Here is a 19,538-nt window from a genome sequence, read left to right as displayed (position 1 = left end):
ACCACGATTCATTGTCTCTTACTTGCTCATGGCATGCTGGAAAGACTCCAACAGTTTTTTGATTTGCCCATCAAATTCCAGTTGAAATGGGGGAATGATCTCATCTATTCTTTGCTGGAACAGCTCCGGATCTTGGACACCAAGCTCCGCTCTTAACTCCATTTCTTCTTCGGAACCATTGTCGTTCAGGATCATGTTCAGGATTTCACCTTTAAAGTATTCACTTGGAGGAAGGATTAGAGCATTCATCAGGAACTGGGTAAAAAAGAGATGATTATTATTTTCCTGACTCGCCTTTTTCATCGCCTGCTTAGTAAACAAGTTTATATACTTCTGAGCAAACGTAACCCCTTTCATTCGGGAAGGCCCAACCTGTTCGACCCCTTTCCAGCGCAGATCGGCCACAGAACTAAGCCACCAGGCCGGTTCAATCGCCTGCTGCATACGAAGCAGGATTTGGCGCTCAAACTGCGGCTCAGGATGTATTCGCTGCTCATCCAAACATTTTCCTATGGTCTCGGCTTCAATTGCTGCGACCGTCATGCCTTGGCCATGGATCGGATCGAAGCTGCAAAATGCATCGCCAAGGACGAGTAATCCGGAGGGCCAATTCTCCATGAGTTCAAAATGTTGACGGACAGACTCGGAAATACGGTATCCCCGCGGTCCTTGAAACGGCTCCAGCTGGTCTGCCAACGCTACGATTTCATCCGAAGCAAACAGATGCTTGATTTGCTCTTGGAACTCATCCGGATGGGTTGAAGGATATTCATTTCCTCCTGCGTTGAACAGTAATAGTCCAGCGATCTCATTCTCAATGCGCCACAACATGCCTGCACGAATTCCTTTCACAGGATCGGACTCTGTTATCACCGTTCCCCAGTCATTTTGAATTGAGGATGGTATCTTATAATAGCGGGTGCTGTAACCAAGCGACACCTTCAGCACTTCCGGCTCAGGCACGGCCAACCCTATCTGTTCAAGCCATCTGATCAATTTGGAAGAACGCCCCGCGGCATCAATAACCATATCTGCTGCAAGCATTGCTTCCCGGTTATTCCGGCCTCTTTCCTTGGTATACACGCCTGTAATCGAACGCTGATCTTCTGATGCCATTAACCCGGTAACTTCCGTACTCGTTAAGAAGCTTATATGATCGATGTTCTGGACGCGCTGACGCAGTACCCATTCCAGCAGAGCTCTACTGCTTGATGCAATTTTGAATGAGGAATTAGCATTTGCCTTATTAACTAATGTACCGTAGCGATTGGCAATCACAAATTTCTCTTCATGTGAAGGAATGGCACCAAGCGCGACCAATTCGTCATTGTATCCGGGAAAGTAATGTTCCAGAATGAGTCCGCCGCGCGGTAACACACGATGTGGATGAAAGGATTGAGGCACACCCTGCCGATTCGCCGGCTCAGAAGGCAATTCATCTCGCTCAATGATACACACCTCATCATAATAATCAGATAACATCCTTGCAGTGATTAACCCTGCAATACCTGCCCCAATTACCACAGCTTTTTTCATATCGGGCATCGCCACTTCATCCTCTCTAATCCATCATATTTTATCTACACTTGTAGCCCTATCAAAAAATTACTTATAATACCAATATACACTTGGAATCTCGCATCAAGTAAGAATCAATATCAGGATACTATATAGCTAAACTACAATAAGGAAATGATGTAGATGAAAATGATTGATAAAAAGGTGGATTTGAGAGTTACCCGAACTCATAAATTGTTAACGATGGCGCTTCTCGATCTGTTATGTGAGAAAGGCCAGCTATTCAGCAACATCACAATTAATGAAATATGTGACAAAGCTATGGTTCACCGAACAACATTTTACAAACATTTCAAGGATAAATTTGCTCTACTGTCCTCCACCCTAACTTGGGTCCTTCGGGATTATTTACACATGAATGTAGAAGATCGGATACAGCAGCCTTTGCAAAGCGTATCTAAAATTCTGTTCGGAAATGTACTGGAGACTATCGTGCAGAACCAGCAGAAGGATGAGGGGTTTAACAACTTTTTCATACATTATATCGGAGAGATATTCAGACGAGATTTTCTGGAATTGAAGAGAAGAGGTAAACATTTTTCACTTCCCATTGAACTGGTAGCCGAGTTCCACTCGGGGGTTATTCGTTTACTTGTGACGTGGTGGATACAACATTTCGATGAAAATGTTACGGCAGAACAGATGGATGAATACTACTACCTGCTGGTTAACGAGAACATCATGTTGGAATAACAAACAGCTCAACCTAAAATCAAGGGCTGATTTTGAGATTGAGCTGCATACCTTCAAACTTTACCTATTTTAAAACAGTTTCGGAAGCCTGCACTGTCACCCTCGCACGCTTTCCTTTCTTCAACCAGCCGCTCACCTTCTCATTCATCGCCAGCAGTCCTGAAACGACCAGCACCACTCCGATCCATGTAACCCAGCTGACATGCTCACCTGGAGATCCGGTTATTGAGAAGTTTGTGATTAAGGCGGATTACGGTTCAAGCGAAGCATTCAGCACAAACTATGTTCTGATCAAAACATAAAAAAACAACAGCCCTGTACAACGATAACTCGCTTGTGTAGGGCTGTTATTTTAAGTGTAACTATGTATTATCATCTTTCTCAAAACTCATTTTTTGTTAGCCATTTTCTCTAGTGCTCTAACGGCACGCTCACGTTGTTCCCTCTTCACAGCCCGGTAGTGACTTGCATCCTCTCCAGCACTGCTAAAGAATCCCCAGAGCATCCCAATTAAACTACCCACTATACTAGGAACCGCCTGATTCACCCAGTAAAAATCCATATCCAGTTTAATACTTAGAAATAAAAGTCCACCCCAGATGATAAAATAGCCATAAAAAGCTAGATAACGATGACTAAATGCAAAAAGTAGATAAATTAAAAATGCAACAAAACCTAAAACAATCGAAATCACATGAAATTCATCTTCCATAATAACGCAACTCCCTAATGCCAGTCTAGTTGTTTTGCATAAACTCATTGAACTCTAAGAATTTCTTTTCACTTACATGCTCGATTAAACTCTCGCTTGGTAGAACTTTCTCCTCTCCGCTTTGTTAAACGCACTCCACACTATATCATATCCAGCTTCTTCTTATAACCTATATTTAATTCTTATGAACAAATAACCATCCGTTTACGTCATCCAAGATGTCGTAAACGGATGGTTTAGTTTCCTGTACTACTCATTGAATTATCGCTCTCATTCCTGTGCAGAATTACGCATCACCTATTTCACCACAGGTTTGGAGGTTTGAGATACTGAATAGGAACGCTTTCCTTTCTTCAACCAGCCGCTCACCTTCCCATTCATCGCCAGCAGACCTGAAACGACCAGTACCACGCCGATCCATGTAACCCAGCTGACATGCTCACCATAGACAACAGCACCAAGACCTACAGCAATGGGCGGAGAGATGTATAACCAGGTTGCCGGGAATAACGGGTTGGTTCGCGACATAATCCAATAGAACAGACTATGCCCCACCATGGAGCCTATGACAGTCAGATAGATCACCGACGAGACGGCAGGCACCCAGTCCAGAGCAGACATATTCCACGATTCCGTTCCGGCCGAGAGCAGAGTTAAGAGCAATCCCCCATACATCATCTGCACCGCATTAATCGCTACAGGACTAGCCTCCTTGAACTGATGAATGACCTTTTTGGAGTACAATGCACCTGCTGAATAACAGACTTCTCCCACCAGTACCGCGATACAACCCCACATGAATAGAGAACCTGCACCAAGCGATACACCTGGCAGCACAACCAGAACCACACCGGTGAACCCGATCAAACAGCCTGTAATCATACGGCCAGATGTTTTTTGTCGTAACAACGCCGTCTGCATCAACATAATCATCAGCGGCCCTGTCGCTGACAGAATGGCACCCACACCCGAGCTCACATGCTGTTCAGCCCAATATAATGTGGCAAAGGTGCCGAAGGTCAGACCCGCTCCCGTCAACAACATCTCCTTGCGGAACAGGAGCGACCAGCTCACTTTGCCCTTCATCCACATCCATGCAAACATCAGCGCTCCCGCGATTACAAATCGCAATCCAGCTGACAGAAAAGGCGGCATGCCAGCCTCTACTCCAATTTTAATAGCCAGAAACGTTGTACCGAAAATAAGACACATGACCGTAAATGCAATCCCCACCATGATAACCACTCCTTTATCTGTTCTCCATCATATCTCATGGTCTATAGAACAGAATGAACAAAACAGAACAGTTCTCTCCCATTAGCTGTTACAATAGAGTTCAAAAGGAGTGTGAGCCGGGTGGGCAGAACCATGATGATGACAGATAATAGCCTGAAACTATATGAGCAAGTAATCCATTATCTCGTTGTACGTATAGAAGCGGGAGAGTGGGCCGAACATGAAAAACTGCCATCTGTACGAAGCCTGTCCGAGCTACTCGGCGTACATCGTCTGACTGTTTTCAAAGCCTATCAGGAGTTAAAAGAACGTGGGAATGTTTATGTGAAGGATAAGTCCGGCTATTATGTCAGTCCAGCAACTCCATTCTCAGTAACGGATCAGGCGGATGATCCCGCCGTGTCTGCCTGGCTGCATTGGGACTCTCTCGCACGTGTACAGTCGCTTGAAGCCGAATTCCAGTTCTCCAAATCACTGATTGATCCCGCCCTGCTTCCCAATCGGTATTGGGGAGAACTGATGCGTGATCTGCTGGATCAATATCCACGTCTGCTCGGAACGTACTCCACGATTCAGGGAGATCTGGAATTGCGTAATGCGCTGGCAAGCCATCTGACAACCAAGGAACGCTTCTACCTCTCCGCAGACGAGGTGTTAATTACATCGGGTGCCCAGCAAGCGATCGACGTCATCTCGCGGACGCTGGTCAAGCCCGGGGATCGGGTCTTGATGGAACGGCCTACGTATGGACCGGCAATGGAGATTTTCCGCAAACAAGGTGCCCGGCTCGTCTTTACCGACATTCATCCCGAGGGTTATGATCTGGAGCAGATCGAACATCTGATGAAGAGTGAGAAGCCACGTCTCTTTTATATGACACCGACCTTTCAGAATCCAACCGGCATGAATGTTCCAGTAGAACAGCGCAAGCAGTTACCCGAACTTGCAGAACAGTATGGTTGTTTTCTGCTCGAAGACGACAGTACCTATGATATCTATTTTAAGGAGAAACCTCCTGCACCCATTTTCACCTACGACACCACCGGACACACTCTGTACATTCGCAGTTACAGCAAGTATGTTGCACCTGGGCTACGGATTGCAGCCATCATATGCCGCCAGCGATTTATGCCAGGACTACAGGCTGTAAAATCACTGACAGATAACGGATCGCCCCTTCTGAACCAGAAGCTTTTTCTCCGTTATTTTCAGTCAGAACGTATGCATCAGCATCTGTCCAAGCTGCGGACCGCCATCCAGCTACGGATGGAAGTGATGGAACAATCTCTGCTGGAAACGGACTGGACGTGGACCCGGCCGGAAGGCGGACTCAACTTTTGGGTGGAGCTTCCTGAGGGTGTGGATACCGGAAGACTGCTTCACCGATGCATGGAACAATCCGTTGCCTTTGTACCCGGAACCGTATTTGATTCTTCGGATGATTCAGCCAGTCGCAAGCTGCGCCTTTCGTTCTCTTATGCACATGAGCAGCAGATTCGGGAAGGCATGAGCAGACTTATCTCGCTGGCTAAAGAAATGTAAAGTTTGGATTCCCTAGAACAGAAGCCACTTCGAGGACTTTCAAGTGCAATTGCCCTCTCACCCTGCTACATCAAAAAAAGTCGCCTTGTGGCGACTTTACTTTTTGGGTTCTATACTCTCTACCTGCATCCGCTCTGTGTTTTAAAGGTCTTTTCTTGCAAACAGGCGGATCGTAATGAGATAGGACACCACAAACAAACCTATAATGCCTACGGAAACCAAAGCCATTGTCGTTGTGGTAATCATGCCGTTCTCGTTGGCCATGCTCATGAGGTACGCAACGGGTTGCGCCAGTATAATCATGCAGACCATGAATATCGCATTGATGATGCCTGCCCCTTTTTTGCTAAGTCCGTAGAAAAGAGGCATGTATATGGAAACTAACGCAAGCACCATGCCTACGGCAATGACAATATCCCTAAGTGAATAATTCGGCTTGTTCAGTTCAGGATAACTCAGGTTCACAAGCTGGTGAATCCCAAACGACGCGAGCACCCCGAATAACGTATAGATTATAGCAGAGAGGTACTTGGCTTTTACAATTTGTTTGCGGCTAACGGGGAGTGTGACCAGGAAATTGTGATTATGGTTCTTGATATCAATCATGGTTGCCAGCATGACCGAACCAAAGGCTGTGTAGATGCCTACAAAATACATTGACATTTCACTCTTAGGTATAAAGGCGAGACTAAATACCACCAGGTATAACCCAATCGTCCACAGTGAACTTTTTAGTACAATGAAATCTTTACGAAGCAAGTTAAGCATATTTGCGTCCTCCCTTCGCCGTAAAATAAATGAGGTCTTCCAACGTAGGTCTTTGTAAAAGAGCTAACCTCCCAAATAACTGTTCGGCTTCTGCTTTATGATCCGACAACGCTTCAAAACCAACGGCTGTCTCTCGTATTCCGATGAAATGTTTCCGAATGTCGGAATCAAGCAGACTCGTATCCCCTTTTACAATCGTATACCTTTCCAGCACATCATCTTTGGCTTCATTAAACACCAGTTTTCCTTGATGAATAAACGTAATGTAGTCTGCAATACGTTCCAGATCGGTCGTAATATGAGTCGAGAAAATAATGGACCTTGTTTCGTCCTGTATCATATCCGCAAGCAGATCAAGCAATTCCCGCCTAAAAACAGGATCAAGCCCAGATGTCGGTTCATCCATAATCAGCAAATCTGCTTCATGCGACAAAGCTACGGCGAGAGAATACTTGATTTTCATGCCTTTGGACAGATCCTGAATTTTCTTTTTGGGAGACAGTTCGAACTGATCCAAATAGTCATTGAACACTTTATTGTCCCATTTGGTGTAAAAAGGAGCAATCATTTGTGTCATCTCCCGGATCGTCAGATGCTCATAATAAAAGCATTCATCAGACACGATGCCAAGGCGCTGCTTGATGTCAACTTCCTGATTGGGCATCTCACTGCCCAATGTCTTAAGGCTCCCCTTATCGGGATGGATCAGACCCGTGATCATTTTGATCAAAGTACTCTTTCCCGCCCCATTCGGACCAATAAGTCCCGTGATATATCCTTTTTTCACATCAAGAGACACATTATCTACTTTAAATAAGGGATACGTTTTGGTTACATTACGTAATTCGATAGCGTTCATTATGCTTATTCCTCCTCAACCAACAATGTAAGATGATGGATTACATCCTGTGAACTCATGCCCAGTTCTCTGCTCTCACGAATCACTTCGAGCATCTTCTCTTCCAATTGTTTCATCCGCCGCTCTCGAATAAAGTCCTGATTGGCTCCAGATACAAAGCTCCCTTTGCCTACAACTGAATCGATCAGTTTCTCCTTCTCCAGCTCTTCATAGACACGTTTGGTTGTAATAACACTGACTTGCAGATCCTTGGCGAGCTGCCGAATGGAGGGAAGACTATCTCCAGCAACCAATTCTCCGCTCAAGATGCTCTGTCTGATCTGAGTTAGAATCTGCATGTAGATCGGATCGCTCGAAGCGTTCGATATTAAAATGTTAATCTTTCCTCACCCCATTGATGTTAAATAGTTTTCGGTAGGTATAGTGTGTATATATAATATATACACTATACCTACTGATGGTCAATCTTTATTTCAGATTGTTTTCATTCTGATTCATTCCCTAAACGTGGATTTGGTTAATCTGGACGACAAAAAAAGAGGACGTCAGTTTCCTGTTCGTCCTCTTGGTTAATCAAGCCTGAAAGGTCACATGACCCTCCGGGCTACTGTTATGAGCTGGATATGACCTTATCCACCAATCCATATTCGACTGCTTCAGCAGCGGTCAGGAAATAGTCTCGATCCGAGTCCTTCTCAATCCGCTCAATCGACTGTCCTGTATGGTCGGCTAACAGCTTGTTAAGACGTTGACGGTGCTGAATGATGCGGTTAGCATGAATCAACATATCCGACGCCTGCCCTCGCGTACCGCCATGTGGCTGATGGATCATGATCTCACTGTTGGGCAGCGCCATACGTTTACCTTTTGTTCCACCCACCAGCAATATCGTACCAAAGCTTGCCGCCATCCCTGTACAGATCGTGGAGATATCCGGCTTCACAAATTGCATCGTATCATAGATCGAGAATCCCGCAGTCACCGACCCACCAGGACTGTTGATGTACATCTGGATGTCCTTCTCCGGGTCCTCTGCAGTCAAAAACAATAACTGGGCCACGATGGCATTTGCCATCTGATCCTCAATCTCTCCGGACACCATAATGATCCGATCTTTGAGCAAACGGGAATAAATATCATAACTCCGCTCTCCGCGAGCGGTTTGTTCCACTACATACGGCACTACATTCATATGTGTCGCCTCCTCGTTTAGGCAACCATGTTGATCGAGTACCCACCTCCATACGACATCGAGTTCATACTAGAAGCGGAATACCCGTACATCATTGGCTGCATGGATGGAGACGGCAAAGTCTGCTGCAAAATCGTCCCCGCCACAGCCATCGGATCATCCGAACGATTCAGGCACAGATCAATGATTTGAGCTGTATCTCCATTACGAAATGCCAGCAGATAACTGCGCAGTTCCTCCCGATTGTCCACCACTGTGCCCTCCTCATACTGCAATTCACCGTCCGATTGTTCCAACCTGTGCCTCACTTCAGCTATGGCAGAGCGAGCACGACTTAACGCTGCTTTCACAGCGCCTTCTGTCGTATCCAACATTTCCGCAGTCTCTGCCGCCTTGTAACCCATTAATTCACGTAATACATATATCACTCGCTGCCACGGTGGTAGCTCATTTATTAAGAGTTGAACGGCAGACTCCAATTCCTCGAATCCCATTTCTTCCTCTATTTCGTGCAGGAGCGGCTTCAAGCTATCCAGTTTATAGGCCAATCTCTCCCGCTGACGTAAGATATCGATCCAGCTGTTGCGTGCAATACGGATCAGATAAGCTTCCCAGTTTATATCTTTATTCATCCCGGAAGATCCAACCATTCTCGACGACAATACTTTGAGACAGGTCTCCTGAACCAGATCCTCCGTCTCCGGAACTGATTTCGTCAGAGATAAACAATACGCATACAACGAACCCATCAGATCGGGTAATACGGCATGAATGCCTCGGTTCAATTGATTTTTTCTGTCGTTGCCATTGAATTCAATATCGAATTTATCATGTTTACCATCATCATGTGGTCTGTTGATTCTGCAATCCACGGACTTCACAAAGGCCATCTTGGGGGCCCCCCTTTGCTGGTTCCTGATTGATTTTGACTTACACTATGTAAACGAAGAACCCCTTGTAAAAGATACGCTCTTCTGAATTTATTTTTATTACGCTAGTTAAGTTGGGTTACGCATTCGTTTCCAGCTTTAATGTTCCAAGCGGCACCTTCATCCCGGTAATGGCAATCGTAATACCTTGATTCAGATTATAATTCTGCCGTACATCAACGTCATGAGACATATGTGTAAAATAAGTATGACCTGGCTTCAGTTCCCGCAGCAGCTCCTGCGCCTCACGCATATCGTACACGGAACGTGTTGAGAATTCCGCAAGTTCATGCACAAAGCTTGTTCCAAGCACCAGCAGATCCAGTCCGTGCAACGGCTCTTTTTCGGATGGCTTCAGGTCAATGGCATCTGAACAGTACGCCCAGCTATACCCGTCTCGATCCAATCGATATGCGTACGAATATCCGTTATGTCCATGGCATACTTTCCAGGAATGCACCTTCCAGCCGCCAAGTTCAATATCATCATCCGTTTCCAGAAAGTCCATATGACGACCCAACCAGGGAAACTGTCCCTGAATGGTGGCAATCACTTCACGCGGTGCATACAAACGCCCTTTTACACCCAACCAGCGGCACGCATCTGCCCATTCCGGCAGTCCTCCAATATGGTCAAAATGGGCATGCGTAATGAGCAGTGTATGCACCATACGTAATCCCTGATCCTCCATCTGTGATCTCCAGTCTGGTCCGCAGTCAATCATGAACTGTTCAATCGCACCATCCCTACCACCGTCAATCAGAACAGAAGAGCGTTTCCGTTTATTTTCTCCCGTAAGCCTTGCCTCTGTACATATTTCGCAATCACAATACACACGTGGAACGCCCATCGCATCGCCAGTGCCCAGAAATGTTAGCTGATTCAATCCGCATTCCCCCTGAATTAATGATATGTAAATTGTAATCGTCCACCCCTGTTTTTGCAAAAAAAAGACCATCCCGCTGCAGTTCTCCACTGCAATTCGGGACAGTCTGTGGTCTGACCGTTCACCGTCAGACTTTAATTCCATGCTTCGCTCCATTCGGGAGCGTACGCTTCGTCAGCATGTGGTGCAACCTTATAAGCGGGTCATCCGCATGAAGATCAGGCCTTACCTTTTGAACAGGCCACGACCGATTAATTCGAGTCACATCCACTCCGAGCTGGAACTATACCAGTGCCCGCAGCTTCAACGTCAGTTCCTGACCCGCAGGTACATCCTTCGAATCCGTAATGACCCAGTTCGATGCAAGCCGCTTCGCCAGTACCTCTGCCTGCTCCGGTTTCAACTGTAATCCGGTAACGATTCCTTCACCCACCGTGAAGTCTTTCTCCGGCTGCACCTTAAAGGCCTTTTCCAACCAGATTCCGAGCCCACCACGCGTGTTAAAAGTAATCCGGTAGCCGTCTTTCACTGCTGCCTCCAGATTTTCACCATGCTCGTCCGCATAGGAGAAAAATTCGTTATATCGGTATTCCTCTTCAGACACGGCGTCAAAAGCGGAAACGTCTTTGGCTTGAATGGCTTTTAAAATTTCTTCCTCAGGCATCCCCTTACCGCGGGCCTGCTCCAGTCGAATCGCTGTACTTTGGGATAATTTGATCTCTGCACTCATCCAACTCACACCTTCCTGCTAGTACTATGTAATAATCATGATTTAGTATACCTCTATTATATCCTTTTGGCAGTAAAAAACCTCCATCTCTACTTCCATTGAAATGAAGGTTTAGTATCCACATGTTCAGTTACCTATTCGATTGCTTAAGCAATACTCATATCATATTCCTGCGAGCACCTGATACCACACGCCGCGTTTGGAGTACAACGTACTGCGTACCTCGTCCCACCCACCCAGATAGTTGATATCAAATAATCCTTCAGGCGTTGGGAATGTCGACTCGGTCTGTGCAAATACATCCGGATCTACTGAACGAAAACCATGCTTGGCAAAAATGCGCTGTGCTTCTGGTGTACGCAGATAGGCGACAAAGGCTTCTGCCAGTTCACGATTCCCATGTTTATCGGCATATTTATTCACCACAACTGCCGGGTTTTCAATCAGGATCGTATTTTTCGGAATGACGATGTCATAATCTACACCTTTGGCGATCCGGGCAAGCAATTCATTTTCATACGTGACGATGACATCACCCACACCATATTCGAATGCCGCCATCGAAGAACGCCCACTCTTGTCCAATGATTCAACGTTACGATGTACCTGTTCGAGAAAAGCCTTGGCTGCGGCAGGATCTTTCTTCCCCTCTTGCTCCTCAGACAGTTTCAATCCAGCACCGTAGATGGCATTAATGTCCCATTGTGCGCCCCCGGATGTCTTTGGATTAGGGTAGAGCACCTTCACTCCCGGCTTGGTTAAATCCTGAAAATCATGAATTCCGAGCGGGTTGCCTGCTCTTGTACCCAGAACAACAATCGAACGGGTGATCATGCCCTCATTAGGGGTCTGTTTCCAATCGGAGCTAACCAGATCGGCTTTGACCAGCTTCTCGATATCACTCTCCATCGCGAGCAAGGCCACATCAGCCTCGAATCCACCAACGATGGCTCTTGCCTGTGTACCCGAAGCTTCATAGGATTCCTGGAAGTTAATCGTCTGTCCGGTCTTTGCCTTCCACTCCTCCTGGAACTTGGGCAGCAACTCGCCTACAGCGTCTTTTGCCACACTATAGGCACCAATCACCAGCGTATTGGATGAATCGGTACCAGATGGCTCTTTCTGTTCGCTTGACTCCTCCTGCTTGCTGCATCCAGCGGTCATGCAGACGAGCAGAAGCATGAGGGCAACATATAAAAGTATGAATTTCTTCTTCCTCGTCTGCATGGGCAGCCCCCTTCTTCCACTTGATCTAAATCATCACCGGCATCGGATCTTCCTTCAGTCGGTTCTCAACCACCCAACTGTTGGAGTCATTGAACAGGTATGCACGGTGTACAAGGACGCGAATTTGTTGACCAATCTCCAGTGTTGTTTTCTCCAGGGAACGATAGGTAATTAATTTGTGCCCCTGTACGTCCACCTCTACCATCCATTCACTGCCGCGGAAATGAAGATGTTTGACTGTACCTTTTTCCGTTGCAGACAACATGGTGAACTCGTTTTTCAAGCCGATCTCAATATACTCCGGTCGAATAAGCGCTTTGGTATGTTCACCCTCGACGGCATGTTCGAACCCTTTCAACTGGGAAGCATCCTCCACAACCGTAGACTCCCCGATAAATGTAGCCACAAACGGTGTCTGCGGGTTTTTGTAGATATCCCAAGGTGTGCCCTTCTGTTCCAGACGACCTTGGCTGATAATCATAATCTCGTCCGCGACTTCAATCGCTTCATCCTGGTCATGCGTTACAAAGATCGAAGTGATTCCTACCCGTTCGATTAGCTCCCGCAACCATGAACGCAGTTCCTGACGGATCTTGGCATCAATGGCAGCGAACGGTTCATCCAGCAATAACAGCTGGGGCTCCGGGGCGAGCGCTCTGGCAAAAGCCACACGCTGACGCTGCCCACCAGACAGCTGATGCGGATAGCGCTGTTCAAAACCTTTTAACCCGGTCAGTTCAACAAGTTCCATCACCCGATCACGAATCTGGGCTTTTGGCGTCTTCTTGACCTTGAGTCCAAAGGCGATATTCTCAAATACCGTCATATGTTTGAACAAGGCATAGTTCTGGAATACAAATCCGATGCCCCGCTCCTGTGGAGGAAGATGGTTCACGACTTTTCCATGAAAGCGAATCTCTCCGGAACCCGGATTCTCCAGACCCGCCAGCATCCGCAGAATGGACGTTTTTCCGCCTCCGCTGGGCCCAAGCAGACCGATCAGATGGCCTTTGGCAATATCGAATGAGACATCTTTTACCGCATGAAAATCACCGAAATGTTTGTTCAAATCACGGACTTCTACATGCATATCAATGCACTTCCTTTCGCTTCTTGGCCCATTCCATCATAAGCAGCAGCCCGACGGAGAAGGTGACCAGCACCAATGCCACACCATTTGCGGCAGCTACATTAAAATTCTCAACATCCTGATACACCAGGGTTGTTGCTGTCTGCGTTTTGTTCATAATATTACCGGATACAACCAGCACTGCACCGAATTCCCCAAGCGAGCGCGCAACCGTCAAGACTAGACCATACACTACCGCCCAGCGGATCGAAGGCCATGTCACACTCCAGAACGTTCTCCAGCCGTAGGCGCCAAGTGTAGATGCGGCCTCCTCTTGCTGAGAACCGAGTTCCTGCAGGACAGGCATAACCTCTCTGACCATCAGTGGAAAGGTAACAAATAACGTTGCGATCACCATACCTGGGAAGGCATAGACCACATTGAATCCCATCCCTTCAAAAAAAGCGCCCATAATGCTGTTAGGTCCCAACATCAACACAATCATCAAGCCGCCAATGACAGGAGATACGGCATAAGGCAGGTCTACAATGCTGTTCAGCAGCCCTTTTATCCGTTCACTCAGCCATCCGGCACGAACCAGATACAGAGCCATCATGATGCCAAACAATGTATTTAACAGGGTGACCACCAGGACAACCAGTCCGGTCATCATCAAGGCATGTAACGCCTCAGGGCGCATTAACCCTTTCAGGAATCCACCTGCCCCGTCTTCAAATGCCCCAATAAAAATTCGTCCAAGCGGGATGATCAGCAGTACAATAAATACCGCAAACGTCAGTCCGATTAAGAGTCGTCTCATCGTCTTCTCCCCCGCATCTGCACCAGATTGATCAGCCAGAGGATCAGGAAGGAGAGCGTCAGGAGCAACACGGATACAGCAGCAGCTCCCGTTGGATTATCACTTTCAATCTCCCCGTAGATAAATACGGAAGCGGTCAGTGTTCTTCCCGGAATGTTACCAGCCACCAGCACAACAGCCCCGAATTCAGCCAGTCCTCTGGAGAAAGCGAGCATCCCTCCACTGATCATGCCAGGTGCCATGGACGGCAAAATAACCTGCATGAACGTGCGAGCCTTGGATGCCCCCATCGTGTACGAGGCCTCTTCCTCGGAAGGATCGATTTCTTCCAGCAAAGGCTGCACTGCACGGATAACAAACGGAAACGTGACAAAGGTCATCGCTATAACAATGGCGGGCTGATGAAACACAATCTCAAATCCCATGGATTCTGCCAGTTTCCCGATGGCACTGACCGGACCCAAAAGCAGCATAATCATCAAGCCACCCACCGCTGTAGGCAGTGCAAACGGGAGATCAACCAGACTGTTAAGAAACGATCGGCCCACAAAGCGATACCTTGTTAACACCCAGGCGATCATCGTGCCCAAAACCACATTAATCAGCGTGGCAATGACGGCCAGCCGAATGGTGAGCAGTACGGCTTTCCACGCGATGGGGTCCATAATGCTCTGAACAAAGTTGCTCCATCCTTCGGAGAAGGAATTGACGTACACACCGATGATTGGAAGTACAATAAGTACGATAAAATATAACAACACGGTACTGCGAAATCCCCAAGTCCATCCCTTATGACGAAGAACGGTATTCATTGCTGCGTTCCCTCCCAGCCTCCGGCTTTATCTCCGGTCGGCAGTCTTCCTGGCTTCAATACGACATTTTTCCTAAGTTGGATGATATTGCTTTAATATTATTCCCATTAGTCTACTTGGTTTTGCTTTTCTGATACTTTACCAGTTTGCAGTGCTAATCGTCAATGCTTTTATTGAATATAATTGGGCCTCATATGAGAACGATTAATAAAAATCGCACTGCACACTGCGCGGCCAGAACAACCTTCCGATCACTGTTACCCCCAGATTTCTTTGATCCCCTTTTATTAAGGGGAAATCCGGTGATAAAGGCGAACGCTTCCGCTTCTTCGGGTTATTTCTGCCCTCTCCGTTATTGTGCGATTTACATATCCGTCTTCATATGTGGTTTGTTTGGTATGTAGTGGTTAAGGTACAATCGAGGGTAAGAAATGAGATCCTAAGGAGTGATTTAACATGTTATATACGAAGAATATATCCACTTCCACACGAGATGAAATGAAGGATATCACATGGGACGTGAAGCAGGTTGTCCAGCGTAGCGGGGTCCAGAACGGGACGGTACTCATCTACTGTCCACATACGACAGCAGGTATTGCCATCAATGAAAATGCAGACCCGGATGTAAAACACGATGTCTTGTTGCGCCTGGACGAAGTCTACCCTTGGGAGCATCCCGAGTATCGACATGCCGAAGGTAATACAGCCTCTCACCTCAAATCCATTACAACAGGGCCATCACAGACAGTGATTATTCACGAAGGCAGGCTGCTGCTTGGCCGCTGGCAAGGCATTTACTTTTGTGAATTCGATGGACCACGTGAGCGGGAATATTTCCTCAAAATTATGGAAGGTTAGTTGGGTCCAACAGGCCTACCACCAACTCATTCATTTTTGCAAACACAAACAGGCGGTCCACCCTCATTTCGGGTCGGAGCCGCCTGACTTGGTCTGCTGCGCATACTAACTTTCGCGAGACAACGTTATAAAGAATTAAAGTTATGACAAATCACCGCCCTGAAGTGTAGAGGTGCAACAATAGCGCCATTATTGGTCGCCAGGCTGCTGACCCAGATTGCGGCACAGCACTTTGACATGAGACAGCGCAGACGATTCAATCTCCACAAACGTTAAACGGTCCTGAATGTAATAAGAAATGAATCCGTGCATAGCCAAAAATAGCGTACGCGGTACTCTTTGAATATCCTCTTCCGTACAGTTCTCTTCATTCATATACTGCCTTATAATCGATGCAAACAATTCGAAGCAACGTCCCTGTTCGGTACGACAATAAGACAACAGTTCTTCGTCCCTGATCATAAACATGATTTCGTATTGGTATGGATTCTCCAGACCAAAGCGAATAAACTCCATCATAATGTGCTCTACCTTGCTCACATCATCACGAACCGGCCTGACCATAGCTTGCAGCAGCAAATGCCCCAGATGATTAAAATCTTCAACCACGATGGCATAGAACAGCTCTGCCTTTTCCTTAAAGTGATAATACAGCGACCCATGACTATAGCCCAGATGCTGGCCGATGCTTCGCATCGAAATGGCGCGGTATCCTTTGGTAATAAAAAGGTGCCTCGCCGCCTCCAGTATCCGCTCCCTCGACAACTCCTGTTCGACTGCTCTTCTAGCCATATATTTTATTCCCCTTCAATAAAATAAAGCCGCTGTCCCTCCGTGATCCGGGATTGCCCTTGCGTCAAATCCGTGATCCAGGCTATAAATGCCTCGGTTTCACTATCCGGCGGAAGACAAGTCAACGTAACCTTATCGGTGAATCCAGTTTCACCTGTACGGACTTCCCGGCTTCTTAACTCATTTTCCACTTTACCCAGCCACGTATAATCCAGTTCAACAAACACTTCACGATGCAGCACGTTGGTAATGGCTTCTCCGGCTTCAATGGCTGCTACAGCACCATCCGTATAAGCACGAATTAACCCACCGGCTCCAAGCATAATTCCCCCAAAGTATCGCGTAACCACAATTGCCACATTTTTTAATTTCTGATTTTTGATCACTTCAAGAATAGGTTTCCCTGCTGTTCCGCTGGGTTCCCCGTCATCGGATTGCTTCTGGATCTCATCCCGCTCCCCAATCATATACGCAGAGCAGTTATGAGTCGCATTCCAATGTTTTTTCTTGATCTCATCAATAAAGGCAACGGCCTCTTCCTCTGTCGTGACCGGCATAATATGACCGATAAATCGCGACTTTTTGATTACAATTTCCAGATTGCCCGGTCCTCGAACCGTGCGATAACGTTCAATCATCCCAAATCCAACTTTCTGATCTTTTCCTGAGTCCATTTTACAAGAAAGCAGTTCACCGCGCGAACGCGGACGAACTGCCCTGGTTATCTACATCCGGGGACCCTGAATCGTACACGAACAGTGATTCCCGGTTAGATTTACATTACCTTATTCAACTATATGAGCAGACCAATGAATTATTCAGAAAGTCTCGCTTCGAGCGCTGCTTTCTCTTCTTCAAAGCCTGGTTTGCCCAGCAATGCGAACATATTTTTCTTGTAAGCTTCCACGCCTGGTTGGTCAAATGGATTGACGCCCAGCAGGTAGCCACTGATACCGCATGCTTTTTCAAAGAAGTATACCAGATATCCGAAAGAATATGGAGTCATATCTGGAATGTTCACAATCAGATTTGGTACTTGACCATCCGTATGTGCAAGCAGTGTTCCTTGGAACGCTTTTTTGTTAACAAAGTCCATAGTTTTGCCTTCAAGGAAGTTCAAACCATCCAGATCGTCCGGATCGGATTTGATTGAGATATGCTCAGCAACTTCAGTAACCTGGATAACAGTTTCGAAGATATTCCGGCTACCTTCCTGGATGAATTGACCCATGGAGTGCAAGTCTGTAGAGAAATCAACAGATGCTGGATAGATTCCTTTGTAGTCTTTACCTTCACTCTCTCCGAATAACTGTTTCCACCACTCGGACACGAAGTGCAGGGAAGGCTCATAGTTTACAAGAATCTCCGTGCCTTTACCTTTACGATACAATGCGTTACGAACTGCAGCATATTGATATGCTTCATTCTCAGCTACGTTCGGGTTGCTGTATTCTTTGGATGCATCAGCCGCACCTTGCATCATTTCTTCGATGCTGATACCCGCTGCTGCGATTGGCAGCAAACCTACAGCTGTCAGAACGGAGTAACGTCCACCAACATCATCAGGGATAATGAAAGATTCGTATCCTTCTGCATTTGCCAGTTCTTTCAGTGCACCGCGCGCTTTGTCTGTTGTAGCATAGATGCGTTTGCGAGCTTCTTCTTTACCATATTTCTCTTCCAGTGCTGCACGGAAGATACGGAATGCAATAGCCGGCTCAGTTGTTGTACCGGATTTGGAGATAACGTTGACGGAGAAATCTTTGCCTTCAACCAGGTCCAGCAAATGAGTTACATATGTGGAGCTGATATTGTTTCCTGCAAAATAGATTTCAGGCGTTTTGCGTTTGTCTTTTGGCAGATTGTTATAGAAAGAGTGAGTCAGCATTTCAATCGCTGCACGTGCACCCAGGTATGATCCACCGATACCGATAACGATCAGTACTTCGGAGTCGCTTTGGATTTTGGCAGCCGCTTTTTGAATGCGGGCAAATTCTTCTTTGTCATAAGCTGTTGGCAGGTCAATCCAGCCCAGATAATCGGAGCCTGTTCCTGTTCCGTTGTGAAGCTGCTCGTGAGCCAGACGAATCGGTTCTGCGAAATAATCCACTTCGTGCTGATTTACAAATTGCAATGCCGTGCTATAGTCAAATGTCACTTTTTTTGCCATGATCTCAAAAACCTCCTGATTTCGATTATATTGCGTGTTCAAACTTTGTAATCAAAAGCGGACTTTTTGAACAACCTCTTATATTATGTCCGTATTCCATTCTAAACAACTTGCCTTAAGGATACTTCAAATCCACGGGGCTGACAAGCTTGCAGCTCGAACTTTGTCGTTAGAATTCAAGAAGTAAAAAGGGTAAACCGAATCCGCAGGTTGCGGTTCTGCTTACCCTTCTTATGTTATTCCGCCGGGTACGAGCAGACGTAGTCAGTAACGCTGCGTATCTCCAGTTTAAATTTGGATTCGGCAGGCACGTGGAACGTAGCTTGACCTTGAATCTCTTGCCACTCTTCTTCTCCGGGAAGCAATACTTTCAGATCTCCGGACAGAATCTCCATAATTTCACGAGAATCCGTACCGAACTCATAACTGCCTGGAAGCATGATGCCCAGAGTCACTTTGCTGCCATCCCCCAAAATAACCGTTCTGCTGGTTACTTGACCATCATAATAAATGTTGGCCTCTTTCACTACACTGACTTGATCGAATTGTGACATGCGTACCCGCTCCCCTGGAGTTAATGAAAACAAAAGGCAAAACAGATCAGGGCGATAACGAATCACCGCCCATGTTCTGCGGAAATAACTTGCTGCCATGGATCAGGACAG

22 protein-coding genes are annotated in these 19,538 nt (G+C 46.6%); 4 read left to right on the top strand and 18 right to left on the bottom strand.

Going from position 1 to position 19,538, the window contains the following annotated elements:
• Nucleotides 1–18 precede the first annotated feature (18 nt).
• On the bottom strand, nucleotides 19–1,545 hold the full coding sequence (locus tag MKY87_RS23140; protein WP_340966366.1) for an NAD(P)/FAD-dependent oxidoreductase: 1,527 nt from the start codon (nucleotides 1,543–1,545) through the stop codon (nucleotides 19–21).
• Nucleotides 1,546–1,701: 156 nt separating this feature from the next.
• Between MKY87_RS23140 and MKY87_RS23135 the strand changes: the two genes are divergently transcribed.
• A complete protein-coding gene (locus MKY87_RS23135) occupies nucleotides 1,702–2,271 on the top strand; it encodes a TetR/AcrR family transcriptional regulator (RefSeq protein WP_340966364.1) in 570 nt (189 codons plus the stop codon).
• A 38-nt stretch (nucleotides 2,272–2,309) separates the two neighbouring features.
• On the top strand, nucleotides 2,310–2,573 hold the full coding sequence (locus tag MKY87_RS23130; protein WP_338592299.1) for a hypothetical protein: 264 nt from the start codon (nucleotides 2,310–2,312) through the stop codon (nucleotides 2,571–2,573).
• A gap of 86 nt (nucleotides 2,574–2,659) precedes the next feature.
• Here the strand turns inward: MKY87_RS23130 and MKY87_RS23125 are convergent, their stop codons facing one another.
• Together MKY87_RS23125 and MKY87_RS23120 are read right to left on the bottom strand one after the other, a co-directional pair.
• Nucleotides 2,660–2,983 carry a hypothetical protein gene (locus tag MKY87_RS23125; RefSeq protein ID WP_074094012.1) on the bottom strand — a complete coding sequence of 108 codons (324 nt, stop codon included), beginning with the start codon at nucleotides 2,981–2,983 and terminating at the stop codon, nucleotides 2,660–2,662.
• A gap of 297 nt (nucleotides 2,984–3,280) precedes the next feature.
• The gene (locus tag MKY87_RS23120) at nucleotides 3,281–4,219 is read right to left on the bottom strand and encodes a DMT family transporter (protein WP_340966362.1); all 939 of its coding nucleotides are present in this window, start codon (nucleotides 4,217–4,219) and stop codon (nucleotides 3,281–3,283) included.
• A gap of 120 nt (nucleotides 4,220–4,339) precedes the next feature.
• On the opposite strand from MKY87_RS23120, the gene MKY87_RS23115 reads away from it, so the two are divergent.
• Nucleotides 4,340–5,761 carry an aminotransferase-like domain-containing protein gene (locus MKY87_RS23115; protein WP_340966360.1) on the top strand — a complete coding sequence of 474 codons (1,422 nt, stop codon included), beginning with the start codon at nucleotides 4,340–4,342 and terminating at the stop codon, nucleotides 5,759–5,761.
• Nucleotides 5,762–5,902: 141 nt separating this feature from the next.
• Here MKY87_RS23115 and MKY87_RS23110 read toward each other — a convergent pair whose 3' ends face one another.
• From MKY87_RS23110 to cysT, 11 genes are all read right to left on the bottom strand, one after another.
• The gene (locus tag MKY87_RS23110; RefSeq protein ID WP_340966359.1) at nucleotides 5,903–6,529 is read right to left on the bottom strand and encodes an ABC-2 transporter permease; all 627 of its coding nucleotides are present in this window, start codon (nucleotides 6,527–6,529) and stop codon (nucleotides 5,903–5,905) included.
• Nucleotides 6,522–7,388: an ABC transporter ATP-binding protein gene (locus MKY87_RS23105; RefSeq protein WP_340966357.1), complete on the bottom strand. Its 867-nt coding sequence runs from the start codon at nucleotides 7,386–7,388 to the stop codon at nucleotides 6,522–6,524. Before MKY87_RS23105 ends, MKY87_RS23110 begins: the two co-directional genes overlap by 8 nt.
• A 5-nt stretch (nucleotides 7,389–7,393) precedes the next feature.
• Nucleotides 7,394–7,768, bottom strand: a complete 375-nt coding sequence (locus tag MKY87_RS23100) for a GntR family transcriptional regulator (RefSeq protein ID WP_036610760.1) — start codon at nucleotides 7,766–7,768, stop codon at nucleotides 7,394–7,396.
• 230 nt (nucleotides 7,769–7,998) lie between these two features.
• Nucleotides 7,999–8,580: an ATP-dependent Clp endopeptidase proteolytic subunit ClpP gene (gene clpP / locus MKY87_RS23095; RefSeq protein ID WP_017689971.1), complete on the bottom strand. Its 582-nt coding sequence runs from the start codon at nucleotides 8,578–8,580 to the stop codon at nucleotides 7,999–8,001.
• A 17-nt stretch (nucleotides 8,581–8,597) separates the two neighbouring features.
• The gene (locus MKY87_RS23090) at nucleotides 8,598–9,470 is read right to left on the bottom strand and encodes an RNA polymerase sigma factor (protein WP_340966355.1); all 873 of its coding nucleotides are present in this window, start codon (nucleotides 9,468–9,470) and stop codon (nucleotides 8,598–8,600) included.
• Between the two features lie 118 nt (nucleotides 9,471–9,588).
• Nucleotides 9,589–10,395 carry an MBL fold metallo-hydrolase gene (locus MKY87_RS23085; protein ID WP_340966353.1) on the bottom strand — a complete coding sequence of 269 codons (807 nt, stop codon included), beginning with the start codon at nucleotides 10,393–10,395 and terminating at the stop codon, nucleotides 9,589–9,591.
• A gap of 283 nt (nucleotides 10,396–10,678) precedes the next feature.
• On the bottom strand, nucleotides 10,679–11,125 hold the full coding sequence (locus MKY87_RS23080; protein WP_076327244.1) for a hypothetical protein: 447 nt from the start codon (nucleotides 11,123–11,125) through the stop codon (nucleotides 10,679–10,681).
• A 162-nt stretch (nucleotides 11,126–11,287) separates the two neighbouring features.
• The gene (locus MKY87_RS23075; protein WP_338592286.1) at nucleotides 11,288–12,352 is read right to left on the bottom strand and encodes a sulfate ABC transporter substrate-binding protein; all 1,065 of its coding nucleotides are present in this window, start codon (nucleotides 12,350–12,352) and stop codon (nucleotides 11,288–11,290) included.
• A 25-nt stretch (nucleotides 12,353–12,377) separates the two neighbouring features.
• Complete coding sequence (locus MKY87_RS23070) at nucleotides 12,378–13,442, bottom strand: sulfate/molybdate ABC transporter ATP-binding protein (protein ID WP_036610770.1); 1,065 nt, start codon at nucleotides 13,440–13,442, stop codon at nucleotides 12,378–12,380.
• A gap of 1 nt (nucleotide 13,443) precedes the next feature.
• Nucleotides 13,444–14,241 (bottom strand): sulfate ABC transporter permease subunit, encoded by a 798-nt coding sequence (locus tag MKY87_RS23065; RefSeq protein WP_340966352.1) that lies wholly within the window; start codon nucleotides 14,239–14,241, stop codon nucleotides 13,444–13,446.
• Nucleotides 14,238–15,053, bottom strand: a complete 816-nt coding sequence (gene cysT, locus MKY87_RS23060; protein WP_017689978.1) for a sulfate ABC transporter permease subunit CysT — start codon at nucleotides 15,051–15,053, stop codon at nucleotides 14,238–14,240. Before cysT ends, MKY87_RS23065 begins: the two co-directional genes overlap by 4 nt.
• Before the next feature lie 456 nt (nucleotides 15,054–15,509).
• Here cysT and MKY87_RS23055 point away from each other — a divergent pair, with 456 nt between their 5' ends.
• Nucleotides 15,510–15,911: a secondary thiamine-phosphate synthase enzyme YjbQ gene (locus MKY87_RS23055; protein ID WP_091033577.1), complete on the top strand. Its 402-nt coding sequence runs from the start codon at nucleotides 15,510–15,512 to the stop codon at nucleotides 15,909–15,911.
• A gap of 189 nt (nucleotides 15,912–16,100) precedes the next feature.
• Here the strand turns inward: MKY87_RS23055 and MKY87_RS23050 are convergent, their stop codons facing one another.
• From MKY87_RS23050 to ppnP, 4 genes are all read right to left on the bottom strand, one after another.
• A complete protein-coding gene (locus tag MKY87_RS23050; RefSeq protein ID WP_076209447.1) occupies nucleotides 16,101–16,703 on the bottom strand; it encodes a TetR/AcrR family transcriptional regulator in 603 nt (200 codons plus the stop codon).
• A 5-nt stretch (nucleotides 16,704–16,708) separates the two neighbouring features.
• Nucleotides 16,709–17,341 carry a YigZ family protein gene (locus tag MKY87_RS23045; protein ID WP_036669098.1) on the bottom strand — a complete coding sequence of 211 codons (633 nt, stop codon included), beginning with the start codon at nucleotides 17,339–17,341 and terminating at the stop codon, nucleotides 16,709–16,711.
• A gap of 176 nt (nucleotides 17,342–17,517) precedes the next feature.
• The gene (locus MKY87_RS23040) at nucleotides 17,518–18,873 is read right to left on the bottom strand and encodes a glucose-6-phosphate isomerase (protein WP_017689982.1); all 1,356 of its coding nucleotides are present in this window, start codon (nucleotides 18,871–18,873) and stop codon (nucleotides 17,518–17,520) included.
• Nucleotides 18,874–19,109: 236 nt separating this feature from the next.
• Entirely contained in the window at nucleotides 19,110–19,427 is a 318-nt protein-coding gene (gene ppnP, locus MKY87_RS23035) for a pyrimidine/purine nucleoside phosphorylase (protein ID WP_017689983.1), read from the bottom strand.
• Nucleotides 19,428–19,538: the final 111 nt, after the last annotated feature.

Origin of the sequence: Paenibacillus sp. FSL R7-0198 (genome assembly GCF_038000415.1) — a bacterium.
In the GTDB taxonomy this organism is placed as follows: Bacteria; Bacillota; Bacilli; order Paenibacillales; family Paenibacillaceae; genus Paenibacillus.
The sequence above is the reverse complement of the archived record's forward strand: the minus strand, read 5'-3'. Positions and strand labels throughout refer to the sequence as shown.